Here is a 15,551-nt window from a genome sequence, read left to right as displayed (position 1 = left end):
TGACCAATGGTGCCCACGTTCACGTGCGGCTTGGTGCGCTCAAACTTCTCCTTGGACATGGCGTGTCCCTCCCCTCAAGCGGTCCGTTCGCCTAGCCGTGGGCCTTGGCGATGATCTCTTTGGCAACGCTCTGCGGAACTTCCGCGTAGCTGCTGGGCTGCATGGTGTAGGTGGCCCGGCCCTGGGTGAGCGAGCGCAGGGTGGTGGCGTAGCCGAACATCTCGGCGAGCGGCACCTCGGCGCTGACAACCTTGCCGGCCTTGCTGTCCTCCATGGCCCCCACGTTCCCCCGGCGGCTGTTCAGGTCACCGATGACGTCGCCCATGAACTCCTCGGGGGTGACCACCTCCACGTCCATCATGGGCTCAAGCAGGACCGGGTCGGCCTTGCGGGCGCCCTCCTGAATGGCCTGGGAGCCGGCGATCTTGAAGGCCGCCTCGCTGGAGTCCACCTCGTGGAAGGTGCCGTCGAACAGCGTCACCTTGACGTCCACCATGGGATAGCCGGCGAGGATGCCGTTCTCCAGGGCCTCCCGGGCCCCCTGGTCCACCGCCGGGATGTATTCCTTCGGCACCACGCCGCCGACGATCTTGTCCACGAACTCGTAGCCAGCGCCCTGCTCGTTGGGCTCGATGTTCAGGAACACGTGGCCGTACTGCCCCCGGCCGCCCGACTGGCGGATGAATTTGCCTTCCTGCTCCACCGGCTTGCGGATGGTCTCGCGGTAGGCCACCTGGGGCTGCCCCACGTTGGCCTCCACGTTGAACTCCCGCTTGAGGCGGTCGACGATCACCTCCAGATGCAGCTCGCCCATGCCGGAAATGACGGTCTGCCCGCTCTCCTCGTCGGTGCGCACCTGGAAGGAGGGGTCCTCCTGGGCCAGCTTGCCCAGGGCGGTGCCGAGCTTTTCCTGGTCGGCCTTGGACTTGGGCTCGATAGCCACGGAGATCACCGGGTCCGGGAACTCCATGCGCTCCAGGATGATTTGCTCCTTGGGGTCGCACAGGGTCTCGCCGGTACCGGTGTTCTTGAGGCCCACCGCGGCGAAGATGTCCCCCGCGTAGACCTCGCTCACCTCCTTGCGCTCGTTGGAGTGCATGTGGAGGAGCCGGCCGATCCGCTCCTTCTTGTTCTTGAGCGGATTGAACAGGGTGGCCCCGGAGGAGAGGCTGCCTGAATAGCAGCGCATGAAGGTGAGCTGGCCGGCGTAGGGGTCGGTGGCTACCTTGAAGGCGAGGGCGGAGAAGGGCTCTTCGTCGCTGGGATGGCGCTCGAGCTCCTCGCCGCTGTCGGGGTCATCGCCCTTGATGGCGGGAATGTCCGCCGGGCTCGGCATGAACTCGATAACGCCGTCCAGCAGGGACTGTACGCCCTTGTTCTTGAAGGCCGTGCCGCAGTAGACCGGTACGATCTCCTGGGACAGGGTGCCCATGCGGAGACCCCTCAGCACCTCCTCATCGGAGAGCTCGCCCTCTTCGAGGTACTTCTCCATGAGCTCCTCGTCGCCCTCTCCGGCAGCCTCCACCAGGGCCTCGCGGTACTCCTGGGCAGGCCCCTGGAGGTCGGCGGGGATCTCGGATTCGGTGAAGTTGGCGCCCATGGTCTCCATGTCCCAGTGGATCGCCTTCATCCGCAGGAGGTCCACCACCCCCTCGAAGTCCTCGCCGGCGCCGATGGGCAGGGTCAGGGCAATGGGCCGGGCCCCGAGCTGGTTCCGCATCTCATCCAGGACGTTGTAGAAGTCCGCGCCCATTCGGTCCATCTTGTTGACGAAGGCCATGCGCGGCACTTCGTACTTATCAGCCTGGCGCCATACCGTTTCGGACTGCGGCTCCACCCCGCCCACGGCGCAGAAGACGGCGATGGCGCCGTCCAGGACCCGCAGGGAGCGCTCCACCTCGATGGTGAAGTCCACGTGGCCAGGGGTGTCGATGATGTTGATGCGGTGCTCGGGGAACTGCTGCTCCATCCCGCTCCAGAAGCAGGTGGTGGCGGCGGAGGTGATGGTGATGCCCCGCTCCTGCTCCTGCTCCATCCAGTCCATCACCGACGCACCGTCATGCGTCTCCCCCATCTTGTGGGAGATGCCGGTGTAAAACAGGATTCGTTCGGTAGCGGTCGTCTTGCCGGCATCGATGTGGGCCATGATGCCGATGTTGCGGTACCGCTCCAGAGGGGTCTTCCTAGCCACGGCGGGAGCCTCTTGGTCCGTCTACGTACGAAATTCGGATTTCTTCCGCCTTACCAGCGGTAGTGGGCGAAGGCCTTATTGGCCTCGGCCATCTTGTGCGTCTCTTCGCGCTTGCGCACGGCGCCGCCACGGCCGTCGGCGGCCTCCATCACCTCGTTGGCCAGGCGCTGCGGCATGCTCTTCTCCTGGCGTTGCCGCGCGTACTGCACCAGCCACCGCATGGCGAGGGCCGTGCGCCGCTGGGCCCGCACTTCCACAGGGACCTGGTAGGTCGCTCCGCCCACGCGGCGGCTCTTGACCTCCACCACGGGACGGATGTTCTCCAGCGCCGTCTCGAACACCTCCACAGGGTCCTCGCCCTTGGATTCGCGGATCTGATCGAACGCGCGATAGAGGGTCCGCTCGGCGGTGTTTTTCTTCCCGTCGCGCATGAGGTGGTTGATGAACTTGGCCGCCGTCTTCGATCCGTACTTGGGATCCGGCAGCACCTCGCGCTTCGGTACCTCACGTCTCCTGGGCATCTTACCTTCCCCCTACTTCGGGCGCCGGGCGCCGTATTTCGAGCGTGCCTGGCGGCGGTCGCTCACCCCGGCGGTATCCAGGGCACCGCGGACCACGTGATAGCGCACACCCGGAAGGTCCTTCACCCGGCCACCGCGCACCAGGACAACGGAGTGCTCCTGGAGGTTGTGCCCTTCGCCAGGGATGTACGTGCTCACCTCCTTGCCGTTGGTGAGCCGCACGCGCGCCACCTTACGCAGCGCCGAGTTCGGCTTCTTGGGCGTTGCGGTGTAGACCCGGGTGCATACGCCGCGGCGCTGCGGACAGGAGTCCAGCGCGGGGGTATTGCTCTTCTCTTCGACCTTTTTGCGCCGCTTGCGCACCAACTGGTTGATGGTCGGCATGCGACTCGCTCCCTTCAAAATAAATGACAGGCCGCTATCGGCCCGTCATGGGAAAGCGGGGAATTGTAGTTTGCGTCCAACGTACTGTCAAGGTAGGCCACCGGCGGGCCACGGCCCGCCGGTGGCTCCCTACCGGGAAGGGCTCACGCCCACTGGGCGTCCACCGCCTCCCCTTCCTGCTCCGCGGACGGCGCCTCGCCGCCGGCCTCCCCCTCCGCCGGGGTCTGCCGCAGCTGGTGGTAGGCCAGCCCGGTACCCGCCGGGATGAGGCGGCCGACGATCAGGTTCTCCTTCAGGCCTCGCAGGGTGTCCTTCTTGCCCTCCATGGCCGCCTCGGTGAGGACCCGAGTGGTCTCCTGGAAGGAGGCGGCGGAGATGAAGGACTCGGTGGACAGGCTGGCCTTGGTCAGGCCCAGCAGCACCGGCCGGCCCACAGCCTCCACCTTGCCCTCGGCACGCAGACGGTCGTTCTCCTCCTCGAGCACGGCGCGGTCCGTCTGCTCCCCCTCCAGGAAGCGGGAATCCCCGGCTTCCAGGATCTCGCGGCGGCGCAGCATCTGCCGGACGATGATCTCGATGTGCTTGTCGTTGATCTTCACGCCCTGCAGCCGATAGACCTCCTGCACCTCGTCCACGATGTAGCGGGCCAGGGCCTCGATGCCGAGGATGTTGAGGATGTCCTGCGGCACCGGGGAGCCGTCCACGATGGGATCGCCGGGGCGCACGTGGTCGCCCTCGTTCACGGCGATGCGACGGCCCTTGGGGATGAGGTACTCCTGCTCCTCCCCGTTCTCGGAGCGGATCAGCACCCGGCGCTTGCCCTTGGTGTCCTTGCCGAAGGAGACGAGTCCCTCGGTCTCCGCGAGGACCGCGTGGTCCTTCGGCTTGCGCGCCTCGAAGAGCTCGGCAACCCGCGGTAGGCCGCCGGTGATGTCCTTGGTCTTGGAGGTCTCGCGGGGGATCCGCGCCAGCACGTCGCCGGGGTGCAGCTCGTCGTTGTCGTTCACCGAGATAATGGCCCCGGCCGGCAGGTAGTAGCGGGCGGGGAGGTCGGCGCCGGGGATCTTCACCGGGGTGCCTGCCTCGTCCACCAGCTCGATGCGCGGCCGCATGTCCCGGGCCTTGGTGCCGGAGACGTCGGTCACCTGCAGGCTCGTGAGCCCGGTGACCTCGTCCACCTGCTGGGTGGCCGTGGTGCCGGACTCGATGTCCTGGAACACCGCGGTGCCGCCCACCTCGGTCAGGATCGGCATGGTATAGGGATCCCACTCGGCGAGGGTGGCTCCGGCCTCGGCGTAGCCGCCCTCGTCCACCGTCAGGGTGGCGCCGTAGGGGATCTTGTACCGCTCCCGCTCACGACCGGTCTCCTCGTTGACGGTCAGCTCGCCGTTCCGGGACACCACCACGTGGCGCTCGTTGCGGTCGGTCACCGTCTTGAGGTTCTCGAACCGCACGTAGCCGCCGTACTTGGTCTCCTGCGAGGACTGTTCCGCGGAGCGGGAGGCGGCGCCGCCGATGTGGAAGGTCCGCATGGTGAGCTGGGTGCCCGGCTCGCCGATGGACTGGGCGGCCACGATGCCCACCGCCTCGCCGGTGGTCACCCGGGAGCCGCGGCCAAGATCCCGGCCGTAGCAGTTGGCGCATACGCCGTGGCGGGATTCGCAGGTGAGCACGGAGCGCGCCACCACGCGGTCCACGCCCAGCTCGTCCAGCTGCTCCACCTCGTCCTCGCCCAGCAGGGTGCCCCGCTCAAAGAGGACCTCCCCGCTGTTGGGATGGTAGACGGGCTCCGCGGTCACGCGGCCGAGCACGCGCTCGGAGAGGGGCTCCACCACGTCGCCGCCTTCCACCAGGGGCGTCATGACGGTGCCGTTCTCGGTTCCGCAGTCCTCCTCCTCGACGATGCAGCTCTGCGCCACGTCCACCAGGCGGCGGGTAAGGTAGCCGGAGTTGGCGGTCTTGAGCGCCGTGTCGGCCAGGCCTTTCCGCGCGCCGTGGGTGGAAATGAAGTACTGCAGGACGTTGAGGCCCTCGCGGAAGTTCGCCGTGATAGGCGCCTCGATGATGGAGCCGTCCGGCTTGGCCATGAGGCCGCGCATGCCGGCGAGCTGCCGGATCTGCTGGGCGGAGCCCCGGGCCCCGGAGTCGGCCATCATGTAGATGGAGTTGAAGGACTCCTGCTCCACCTCGTTGCCCTCGGCATCGACCACCTTGTCCTTGCCGAGGCGCTCCATCATCTTTTCGGCCACCTTGTCGTTGGTGTGCGCCCAGACGTCGATGACCTTGTTGTAGCGCTCGGAGTTGGTCACCAGGCCGTCGGTGTACTGCTGGTAGATCTCCTTGACCTCGCTCTGGGCGGACTCCAGCAGGGTGTGCTTCTCCTCCGGGATGACCATGTCGTCCAGGCCGAAGGAGATGCCCGACTTGGTGGCGTAGTGGAAGCCCGTGTACATGAGCTGGTCGGAGAAGACCACCGTGGTCTTCAGGCCGGCCTTGCGGTAGCTGGCCTTGACCAGGGCGCCGATGGCCTTCTTGTCCAACACCTTGTTGACCATGGCGTAGTCCAGCTGCTCGGGAAGGATCTCCAGCAGCAGGGCCCGGCCGACGGTGGTGGTCACCCGCTCACCCCGGATGCGGGCCTCGATGCGCGCCTGCAGGTCCACGGCGCCGGTGTCGTAGGCGCGGCGCACCTCCTCGGGATCGCGGAAGACCGAGCCCTCGCCCTTGGCGTTCACCGCCTCGCGGGTCATGTAGTACAGGCCAAGCACCACGTCCTGGGTGGGGGTGATGATCGGCTCGCCGTTGGCCGGACCCAGGATGTTGTTGGAGCTCATCATGAGCACCCGGGCTTCCATCTGGGCCTCGGTGAACAGCGGCACGTGCACCGCCATCTGGTCGCCGTCGAAGTCGGCGTTGTAGGGGGCGCAAACCAGCGGGTGCAGCTGGATGGCCTTGCCCTCGGTGAGCACCGGCTCGAAGGCCTGGATGCCCAGGCGGTGGAGGGTCGGGGCGCGGTTGAGCATCACCGGGTGCTCGCGGATCACCTCCTCAAGGATGTCCCACACCTCGGGCCGCTCCTGGTCCACCAGCTTCTTGGCCGCCTTGATGGTGGTAGCGTAGCCCCGCGACTCCAGCTTGTTGTAGATGAAGGGCTTGAACAGCTCCAGGGCCATCTTCTTGGGTAGGCCGCACTGGTGGAGCTTGAGCTCCGGGCCCACCACGATCACGGAGCGGCCGGAGTAGTCCACCCGCTTGCCCAGCATGTTCTGCCGGAAGCGGCCCTGCTTGCCCTTGATCATGTCGGCGAGGGACTTCAGGGGCCGCTTGTTGGGGCCGGTCATCACCTTGCCGCGCCGCCCGTTGTCCAGCAGGGCGTCCACCGCCTCCTGCAGCATGCGCTTCTCGTTGCGCACGATGATCTCGGGCGCCTTGAGGTCGAGCAGCCGCTTGAGACGGTTGTTGCGGTTGATCACCCGCCGGTACAGGTCGTTCAGGTCGGAGGTTGCGAAGCGGCCGCCGTCCAGGGGCACCAAGGGCCGCAGCTCCGGCGGGATCACCGGCAGCACCTCCAGGATCATCCACTCCGGACGGTTGCCGGAGTAGAGGAAGGCCTCCACGGTCTTGAGGCGCTTGGCGGCCTTCTTGCGCTTGGCCTCGGAGCGGGTCTCCTCCAGCTCCTCCCGCAGCTGCCGGGCCTCCGACTCGAGGTCGATGTCCCGCAGCATGTCGCGGATGGCCTCGGCGCCCATCATGGCGGTGAACTCGTCGCCGTACTCCTCCACCGCGTCCAGGTACTGCTCGTCGGTGAGGAGCTGGCCCCGCTCCAGCGGGGTCATGCCGGGATGGACGACCACGTAGGACTCGAAGTACAGGACCCGCTCCAGGTCCTTGAGGGTCATGCCGAGCAGGAGGCCCATACGGGAAGGCAGGGACTTCAGGAACCAGATGTGGGCCACCGGCGCCGCCAAGTCGATGTGGCCCATGCGCTCCCGACGCACCTTGGACTGGATGACCTCGACACCGCACTTCTCGCAGACCACGCCGCGGTGCTTCAGGCGCTTGTATTTCCCGCAGTTGCATTCGTAGTCCCGGACCGGGCCGAAGATCTTGGCGCAGAACAGGCCGTCCCGCTCCGGCTTGAAGGTCCGGTAGTTGATCGTCTCCGGTTTCTTGACCTCACCATAGGACCAGGAGCGGATCTTCTCCGGCGAGGCGATGGCGATGCGCACGCCGTCGAAGTCGAGCTGCTGGCTGGTCTGTTTGAACAGGTTCATGATGTCCTTCAAGGTCATCCTCCTTGGCGCCTAGTACGCCTGGATGCGGTCGCCGGCGGGATCCCGCCGGCCCGAAGGGACCGGCCCCCCGCCGGTCCCACCGCGGAATGCGCCGGGGCTATTCCAGCTCCACGTCGATGGCCAGGGCCCGCAGCTCCCTGAGCAGCACGTTGAAGGATTCGGGGATCCCGGGCTGGAACTTGTCGTCGCCCTTCACCAGCGACTCGTAGGCCGCCGTGCGGCCGGCCACGTCGTCGGACTTGATGGTGAGCATCTCCTGCAGGGTATAGGCCGCACCGTAGGCCTCCAGCGCCCACACCTCCATCTCGCCGAAGCGCTGGCCGCCGAACTGCGCCTTGCCGCCCAGCGGCTGCTGGGTGACCAGGGAGTAGGGGCCGGTGGAGCGGGCGTGGATCTTGTCGTCCACCAGGTGGTGCAGCTTCAGAATGTACATGTAGCCCACGGTCACGGGGCGGTCGAAGGCGTCGCCGGTACGCCCGTCGTACAGGGTAACCTGGCCGGACTCCGGCAGGTCCGCCTTCTTGAGCATGCCCTTGATTTCCTCCTCGCTGGCGCCGTCGAACACCGGCGTGGAGGTGGGCACCCCGCCCCGGAGGTTCTCGGCGAGGTTGCGGATCTCGCCGTCCTCCATCTCGGCGATGGCGGTGCGCTCCTCGTCGTGGTCGTAGACCTCGCCCAGGAACTCCCTGACCTCGCGCAGATCGCCACTGTTGTCCAGCAGGCCGCCAATCTGCAGACCCAGGGTCTTGGCCGCCCAGCCGAGGTGGGTCTCCAGGATCTGGCCCACGTTCATGCGCGAGGGCACGCCGAGGGGACTGAGCACCACGTCCACCGGGCTGCCGTCCTCCAGGAAGGGCATGTCCTCCTGGGGCAGGATCTTGGAGATCAGGCCCTTGTTGCCGTGGCGGCCGGCCATCTTGTCGCCGGGCTGCAGGGGCCGCTTCACGCCCACGAAGACCTTGACCATCTTGAGCACGCCCGGCGACAGCTCGTCGCCGGAGGTAAGCTTCTCCCGCTTCTCCTCCAGGCGCTGCTCCAGCAGCTGGCGCTGCTCCTCCAGGTGCTCCCGGATCTTGTCGATCTGGTCGTTGACCGCCTCATCGCGCATGCGGATCTCGAACCAGCGGCGCCGGGAGAGATTCTGGAGGTAGTCCTTGGTGACCTCGGCGCCGGGCTCGAGGTCGGGCCCGCCGTCGGCCACCTTGCCCACCAGCAGGTCTTCCAGGCGGGCGTAGGCGTCGTCTTCGACGATGCGGTGCTGGGTCTCCAGGTCCTTCTGGGCGCGCTCGAGCTCCTCCTGCTCGATGGCCTTGGCCCGGCTGTCCTTCTCCACCCCCTCCGAGGTGAACACCTGCACGTCGATTACCGTGCCGCTCAGGCCAGTGGGGGCGCGCAGGGAGGTGTCCTTCACGTCCGAGGCCTTCTCACCGAAGATGGCCCGCAGCAGCTTTTCCTCGGGGGTGAGCTGGGTCTCGCCCTTGGGGGTGACCTTGCCCACCAGGATGTCGCCGGGGTTCACCTCGGCGCCGATGCGGATCACCCCCGCCTCGTCGAGGTCGCCCAGGGCCTCCTCGTTGACGTTGGGGATGTCGCGGGTGATCTCCTCGGGGCCGAGCTTGGTGTCCCGCGCCATCACCGAGAAGGCCTCCACGTGGATGGAGGTGAAGCGGTCCTCCTGGACCACCCGCTCGGAGATGAGGATGGAGTCCTCGAAGTTGTAGCCACCCCAGACCATGAAGGCCACCTTCATGTTCTGTCCCAGGGCCAGCTCGCCCATGTCGGTGCTCTGGCCATCGGCGAGGACGTCCCCGGCCTCGATGCGCTCGCCGCGGTGCACCAAGGGCTTCTGGTTGATGCAGGTGTTCTGGTTGGAGCGGCTGTACTTGATGAGGTTGTAGATGTCCACGCCGGGCTCGCCGGGGGTGGTCTCATCGTCGTTGACGCGCACCACCACCCGCGAAGCGTCCACGGAGTCCACCACCCCGCCCCGCTTGGCGGCCACGGCCACGCCGGAGTCCACGGCCACCCGGCGCTCCATGCCCGTGCCTACCAGCGGCTTGTCGGCGCGGATGGTCGGCACCGCCTGGCGCTGCATGTTGGCGCCCATGAGCGCCCGGGAGGTGTCGTCGTGCTCCAGGAAGGGCAGCAGGGACGCCGCCACCGAGACAATCTGCTTCGGGGAGACGTCCATGTACTCCACCTGGTCGGGCCGAGCCAGGGTGGATTCGCCCCGATGCCGGCAGGAGATCAGGTCCGCGGCGAGCTTGCCCTCCTCGTCCACCGGTGCGTTGGCCTGCGCAATGACGTAGTTGCCCTCCTCGATGGCGGACAGGTAGTCCACCTCGTTGGTGGGCTGGCCGTCCACCACGCGCCGGTACGGGGTCTCCAGGAACCCGTAGCGGTTGGTGCGGGCGTAGCTCGACAGCGAGTTAATCAGCCCGATGTTCGGCCCTTCCGGGGTCTCGATGGGGCAGATCCGGCCGTAGTGGGTGGGGTGCACGTCGCGCACCTCGAAACCGGCCCGCTCGCGGGAGAGGCCACCGGGGCCAAGGGCCGAGACGCGCCGCTTGTGCGTCACCTCCGACAGCGGGTTGGTCTGGTCCATGAACTGGGAGAGCTGGCTGGAGCCGAAGAACTCCTTGATAGCCGCGGAAACCGGCTTCGCGTTCACCAGCTTCTTGGGCACCAAGTCGTCCGGATCCGCCAGGGCCATGCGCTCCTTAACGGCGCGCTCCATGCGCACCAGGCCAATGCGGAACTGCTCCCCGGCGAGCTCGCCCACGGAGCGCACCCGGCGGTTGCCGAGGTGGTCGATGTCGTCCACGTCCCCGTAGCCGTTCTTCAGGCTGATGAGGGTACGCATGACCTCGATGATGTCCTCGGCGTCCAGGGTCCCCGGGCCCTCGTCGGTTCCGCGGCCCACGCGCCGGTTGAACTTCATCCGGCCCACCGCCGAGAGGTCATAGCGGTCATCGTTGAAGAACAGATTGTTGAACAGGTTCGCCGCGGTCTCCTCCGTGGGCGGCTCCCCCGGGCGCATCATGCGGTAGATCTCGATCTGCGCCTCGGACTGGGTGGTGGTGTGGTCCAGGCGCAGCGTATCGGACATGTAGGGACCGCGGTCGATCTCGTTGGTGTAGATCGTCTCGAATGCGGTCACCCCCGCCTCGCGGAGCCGCTCCAGGAGATCCTCGGTGAGCTCCTCGTTGGCGCTCGCCAACAGCTCCCCGGTCTCCGTATTGGGGATGTCGTGGGCGAGCACCTTGCCCAACAGCAGGCCCTCCGGGACCTCCACGTTCTCGATGCCCGCCTCCACGATCTGGTTGACCCGTCGGCGAGTCACCTTCTGGCCGATGGTGACCAGGGCCTCCCCGCTGTTGGGATCCACCACGTCGAAGGGCGCCTTCATGCCCTGCAGCCGCTCGGGCTCCAGTGTCATGCGGATGGTGTCGCCCTCCATGCGGAAGTGCTCGCGCTCGAAGAAGAGGTCGAGCATCTCCTCATTGGAGTAGCCCAGGGCGCGCAGGAGCACGGAAGCCGGCAGTTTGCGCCGCCGGTCGATCCGGACATACAGGTGGTCCTTGGGGTCGAACTCGAAGTCCAGCCAGGACCCCCGGTAGGGAATCACCCGAGCGTTGTACAGAAGCTTCCCGGAGCTATGGGTCTGCCCGCGATCGTGGGAGAAGAACACGCCAGGGCTGCGGGTCAGCTGCGAGACGATGACCCGCTCGGTGCCGTTGATGATGAAGGTGCCCCGCTCGGTCTGCCACGGAATCTCCCCGAGGTAGACCTCCTGCTCCTTGATGTCCCGCACCGCCTTTCCGCCGGTGGTCTCGTCCTTGTCGTAGACCACCAGGCGGAGCTTGCATTGCAGGGGCCGGGAGAAGGTGAGCCCCCACTGCTGGCACTCCCGCACATCAAAGGAGGGGGGGCCGAACTCGTAGCCCACGTACTCCAACGCCGCCTTGCCGCTCTGGTCCTCGATGGGGAAAACCGAGCGGAACACTTCCTCCAGGCCATCGTTATCGCGCTCCTCCGGACCACGCTCGGCCTGCAAGAACCGTTGGTAGGACTCCACCTGCGTCTCCAGCAGGTACGGCACCTCCCGAATGGTCGGGCTCTTGCCGAAATCCTTCCGGATCCGTTTTTTCTCGGTGAACGAGTACATGGCTACTCCTGCGGGAGTGGAAGGCTCGTGCCGTTCGCGGGGTCGGTCGTGGGCCGCTGCGCAGGTGCCGGAGCCGCGTTGGCGGCAGGGAGGGAACCTGCCCGCGGTCGGCGGCCTTCCACCGGGGGGCTCCCGGGCGACACGCATGTTGCAGCGGGGGCCTTGCGGCCCGCCACCAACCCTCCGGATCGGCGCAACAGAACATCAACGGCTGGCTTGGCGCCCCCGGGCCCGAAGGGACCTTCGGGAGCCTGTGGCCAGAAACACAGAAGGGCTGGCGCCCCGCGCGCGGGTCGCCAGCCGCTTCGACCGGTTGCAGAAACCGGAAACTGCAGGCGGGTTACTTGAGCTCCACCGGGGCCCCAGCTTCCTCCATCTTGGACTTGATCTCCTCGGCCTCGTCCTTGGAAGCGCCTTCCTTGAGGGTAGCGGGCAGGTTTTCCACCATCTCCTTGGCTTCCTTCAGCCCAAGGCCGGTGACCTCGCGCAGCACCTTAATGGTCTGCACCTTCTTCTCGCCCTCACCGGTCAGCACGACGTCGAACTCGTCCTTCTCGGCGGCAGCGGCCTCGCCACCGCCGGCGGCGGCGGGAGCTGCGGCCACGGCGGCGGGCGCCTCCGCGGAGACGTCGAACTTCTCCTCGATGGCCTTCACCAGCTCAGACAGCTCGAGGACAGTCATGTTCTCGATGGCGTTCAGGATTTCTTCCTGGGACATGATACGGCTCCCTTCCGATGGGTAAAAAAGGAAAATCGGTGCGGACGGTTAGGCGGCCTCGCCCTTCTGGTCGCGAACCGCCGCCAGGGCACGGGCGAACTTGGCCGGCACGGCGTTCAGGCTGCGGGCCAGCTTGGTGGCCGGGGCGTTGAGCCCGACCGCCAGCTGGGTGAGCAGCGTGTGCCGGTCCGGTAGCTGCGCCAGGGCCACCAGATCCTGCTGCGACATGGGCTTGCCCTGCAGCACCCCGGCCTTGATCTCCAGATCCTCGTGGTCTTTGGCAAACTCCGTGAGGATCTTGGCCGCGGCCACGGGGTCCTCGGTGAGGGCCATGGCCGTGGGGCCGGAGAAGTGCTCGGAGAGGGCCTCCATGTCCGTCCCCTCCACGGCCCGCTTGGCGAGGTTGTTCTTCACCACCTTGAAGAACACGCCGCTCGCCGTGAGCTGGGCCCGGAGGTCGGTGACCTCGTCCACGGTCAGCCCGCGGTAATCGGCGAGGACCGCCGCCTGGGCGGCCTCCGAACGGGCGCGCAGATCGGCGACGACCGCCTTTTTCTGCTCCAGGTTCAGCAAGGCTGATCCCCCTACTCGGTTTCGCGGTCCGCTCGCCATCCCCCCGGAAGGGAGCCACGAACGGCACCGCCGTCTCGGCAGGCCAGCGGTTTAAGCCCGAGGGGTGCTCGGGCACCTGCGGTCTTCGACGGCCCAGGCCCGAAGGCCGGTGCCGTCGCATATCCCGTTGCTACGGGACGCCCTCCGCCCTAGATGCGGGCGAAGGAAGTATCCACCTGGATCCCGGGACCCATGGTGGTGGAAATGCTTACCTTGCGGAGGTACTTGCCCTTGGCCGCGGCGGGCTTGGCGCGCACAAGCGCGTCTGCCGCCGCCTTGAGGTTTTCCTGCAGGGCCCCAACCTCGAAGCTGGCCCGGCCAATGGGCAGGTGAACGATGCCGCCCTTGTCGGCGCGGTATTCCACCTGGCCGGCCTTGATCTGGGCCACCACGTTGGCCAGGTCGTCGGTAACGGTGCCCACCTTGGGGTTGGGCATCAGGCCGCGGGGACCGAGGATCTGGCCCAGGCGTCCAACCACCCGCATGGAATCCGGCGTGGCCACGGCCCGGTCGAAGTCGGTCCAGCCGGCCTCGATCTTCTCGGCCAGATCCTCGAGGCCCACGTAGTCCGCCCCCGCCTCGCGGGCCTCGTCGGCCTTGGCGCCCTCGGCGAATACCGCAACCCGGGTGGTCTTGCCGGTGCCATGGGGCAGGGTAACGGTGCCGCGGACCATCTGATCCGCCTTGCGGGGATCGATTCCAAGGTTGAAGGAGGCATCCACCGATTCGTCGAAGGCCGCCTTGCTGGTGCTCTTGGCCAACTGCACGGCTTCTTCGATCGTGTAGGGATGGCCCTTCTCGACCTGCTGGTTCAGATCCTTGATGCGCTTTCCTTGCTTGGCCATTGGTCCCCTCCTAGCCCTCGACCTCAATGCCCATGGATCGAGCGGTACCCTCGATCATGGTGGCCGCAGTGGCCAGGTCGTTCGTGTTGAGGTCGGGCATCTTGGTCTGCGCGATCTCCTCCACCTGCGCCTTGGAGACCTTGCCCACCTTATTGGTCAAGGGGTTGGAGCTCCCGCCCTTCAGGCCCGCCGCCTTCAGCAGGAGAATGGAGGCCGGCGGCGTTTTGGTGGTGAAGGTGAAGGACTTGTCGGCGTAGACGGTGATCACCACCGGTACCGGCAGCCCTTGCTCCATCTCCTGGGTCTGGGCATTGAACGCCTTGCAGAACTCCATGATGTTCAGGCCGTGCTGGCCCAGGGCGGGGCCCACCGGCGGGCTGGGCTGGGCCTGCCCCGCGGGGACCTGCAGCTTGATGTAGGCTTCGATCTTCTTCGCCATGGATTACTCTCCGAACGGCCGCTGGGACCGTGGCTTGGGATGGCTCCCCCGTTTCCAAATCGATCAGGCCTTTTCGACCTGATTGAACTCCAGCTCGACCGGGGTGGGTCGGCCGAAGATGGTTACCGATGCCTGGATGGTGCTCTTGTCGTAATTGACGTCTTCCACCACCCCGTTGAAGCCCGAGAAGGGACCGTCGATCACGTGCACGGCTTCCCCCACGGAGAAGGTGACCTTGGGCCGCGGCTTCTCCATGCCCTCCTCGATCTGTTGGAGGATGGCCTGGGCTTCCTTTTCCGGAAGCGGATGGGGCTGCCCGGCCTTGCCGCCGACGAACCCGGTGATCCGGGGCACGTCCTTGACGAGGTGCCAGGTCTTCTCGTTCATCTCCATCTCGACGAGCATGTAGCCTGGGAAGATCTTTCGCTCGGCCGTGCCCTTGGAGCTGGAGGTTACATCGACCACCTCCTCGGTGGGCACGAGGATCTGGCCGAAGTAGTCCTCCATGCCATGCTGGCGGATGGACTCCTCCAGCATGGCCTTGGCCTTCTTCTCGTATCCGGAGTAGGCGTGGACCACATACCAGCGCTTGGCCATTTGGGCCTCCTAGCCCATCAAGTATCGGACGGCGGCGAAGACAACCCAGTCCACGACCCACAGGAAAGCGCCCACGAACAGCACCATGCCGATGACCACGGCGGTGGTCTGGAGGGTTTCCTGGCGGGTCGGCCAGACCACCCGGCTGAGCTCGACGCGGGCCTCCCGCACGAATTGCCGAAACTGGGAGAACTGCTCGGTGCTGGCGTAGATGCCCGCGCCGGCTACCGCGCCGAGGGCAATGGCCGCATAGCGCACCCAACCCTCCTGGGCCGTCATGGCCTGCGCCCCGAGGAAGTAATAACCGAGCACGCCCACCGCAAACACGGCCACGGCTAGGATGATTTTTGGCTTATCGGTCATCTGGATGCCCGGATTGGTTCGGGGTGCTGGGCGGAAGGGAAGGTGCAGCCCTATCCCAAAGAAATGGCAGGCCAGGAGGGATTCGAACCCCCAACCCACGGATTTGGAGTCCGTTGCTCTGCCAATTCGAGCTACTGGCCTGCAAACCGGTCAGGGCGCCGGACGCCCTATTTGATCTTATCCTCGCGGTGCTCCGTGTGCGTACGGCAGAACCGGCAGTACTTCCGGAACACCAGCTTGTCGGGCGTATTGCGCTTGTTCTTGTCGCCGGTGTAGTTGCGGCGCCCGCACTGCCCGCAAGCGAAGCTTATCAGTTCACGCATTTCCTGCTTCCTCAGGTAGCCGGGCTACTCCACGATTTCCGCGACCACGCCGGCGCCCACGGTCCGGCCGCCCTCGCGGATGGCGAAGCGCAGGC

General features: G+C 66.5%; 13 protein-coding genes and 1 tRNA gene. All 14 read right to left on the bottom strand.

What is annotated here, in order from left to right; genetic code table 11:
- Window positions 1-91: 91 nt before the first annotated feature.
- Window positions 92-2,191: an elongation factor G gene (gene fusA, locus ACLFRB_RS10530; protein WP_411068967.1), complete on the bottom strand. Its 2,100-nt coding sequence runs from the start codon at window positions 2,189-2,191 to the stop codon at window positions 92-94.
- 50 nt (window positions 2,192-2,241) lie between these two features.
- Entirely contained in the window at window positions 2,242-2,712 is a 471-nt protein-coding gene (gene rpsG, locus ACLFRB_RS10525; protein ID WP_411068966.1) for a 30S ribosomal protein S7, read from the bottom strand.
- Window positions 2,713-2,724: 12 nt separating this feature from the next.
- The gene (rpsL, locus tag ACLFRB_RS10520) at window positions 2,725-3,096 is read right to left on the bottom strand and encodes a 30S ribosomal protein S12 (RefSeq protein WP_054965180.1); all 372 of its coding nucleotides are present in this window, start codon (window positions 3,094-3,096) and stop codon (window positions 2,725-2,727) included.
- 143 nt (window positions 3,097-3,239) lie between these two features.
- The gene (gene rpoC / locus ACLFRB_RS10515; protein ID WP_411068965.1) at window positions 3,240-7,382 is read right to left on the bottom strand and encodes a DNA-directed RNA polymerase subunit beta'; all 4,143 of its coding nucleotides are present in this window, start codon (window positions 7,380-7,382) and stop codon (window positions 3,240-3,242) included.
- Between the two features lie 106 nt (window positions 7,383-7,488).
- Window positions 7,489-11,559 carry a DNA-directed RNA polymerase subunit beta gene (gene rpoB / locus ACLFRB_RS10510; protein WP_411068964.1) on the bottom strand — a complete coding sequence of 1,357 codons (4,071 nt, stop codon included), beginning with the start codon at window positions 11,557-11,559 and terminating at the stop codon, window positions 7,489-7,491.
- A 340-nt stretch (window positions 11,560-11,899) separates the two neighbouring features.
- Window positions 11,900-12,277 (bottom strand): 50S ribosomal protein L7/L12, encoded by a 378-nt coding sequence (rplL, locus tag ACLFRB_RS10505; protein WP_411068963.1) that lies wholly within the window; start codon window positions 12,275-12,277, stop codon window positions 11,900-11,902.
- A 48-nt stretch (window positions 12,278-12,325) separates the two neighbouring features.
- Window positions 12,326-12,850 (bottom strand): 50S ribosomal protein L10, encoded by a 525-nt coding sequence (gene rplJ / locus ACLFRB_RS10500; RefSeq protein ID WP_411068962.1) that lies wholly within the window; start codon window positions 12,848-12,850, stop codon window positions 12,326-12,328.
- A gap of 188 nt (window positions 12,851-13,038) precedes the next feature.
- Window positions 13,039-13,734 (bottom strand): 50S ribosomal protein L1, encoded by a 696-nt coding sequence (rplA, locus tag ACLFRB_RS10495; protein WP_411068961.1) that lies wholly within the window; start codon window positions 13,732-13,734, stop codon window positions 13,039-13,041.
- A 10-nt stretch (window positions 13,735-13,744) separates the two neighbouring features.
- Window positions 13,745-14,173 carry a 50S ribosomal protein L11 gene (gene rplK, locus ACLFRB_RS10490; RefSeq protein ID WP_411068960.1) on the bottom strand — a complete coding sequence of 143 codons (429 nt, stop codon included), beginning with the start codon at window positions 14,171-14,173 and terminating at the stop codon, window positions 13,745-13,747.
- Window positions 14,174-14,236: 63 nt separating this feature from the next.
- Window positions 14,237-14,770: a transcription termination/antitermination protein NusG gene (gene nusG, locus ACLFRB_RS10485; protein ID WP_411068959.1), complete on the bottom strand. Its 534-nt coding sequence runs from the start codon at window positions 14,768-14,770 to the stop codon at window positions 14,237-14,239.
- A 9-nt stretch (window positions 14,771-14,779) separates the two neighbouring features.
- Window positions 14,780-15,133, bottom strand: coding sequence for a preprotein translocase subunit SecE (gene secE, locus ACLFRB_RS10480; RefSeq protein ID WP_411068958.1), 354 nt, complete (start codon window positions 15,131-15,133; stop codon window positions 14,780-14,782).
- Window positions 15,134-15,197: 64 nt separating this feature from the next.
- A tRNA-Trp gene (locus ACLFRB_RS10475) sits at window positions 15,198-15,274 on the bottom strand.
- 26 nt (window positions 15,275-15,300) lie between these two features.
- Window positions 15,301-15,456, bottom strand: a complete 156-nt coding sequence (gene rpmG, locus ACLFRB_RS10470) for a 50S ribosomal protein L33 (RefSeq protein WP_054965171.1) — start codon at window positions 15,454-15,456, stop codon at window positions 15,301-15,303.
- Between the two features lie 24 nt (window positions 15,457-15,480).
- On the bottom strand, window positions 15,481-15,551 hold a 71-nt coding region (locus ACLFRB_RS10465), incomplete at its 5' end, for a hypothetical protein (RefSeq protein ID WP_411068968.1).

Origin of the sequence: Thiohalorhabdus sp. (assembly GCF_046545655.1) — a bacterium.
In the GTDB taxonomy this organism is placed as follows: Bacteria; Pseudomonadota; Gammaproteobacteria; order Thiohalorhabdales; family Thiohalorhabdaceae; genus Thiohalorhabdus.
Note: the sequence above shows the minus strand (reverse complement) of the source record. Positions and strands in the feature narration are given on the sequence as shown.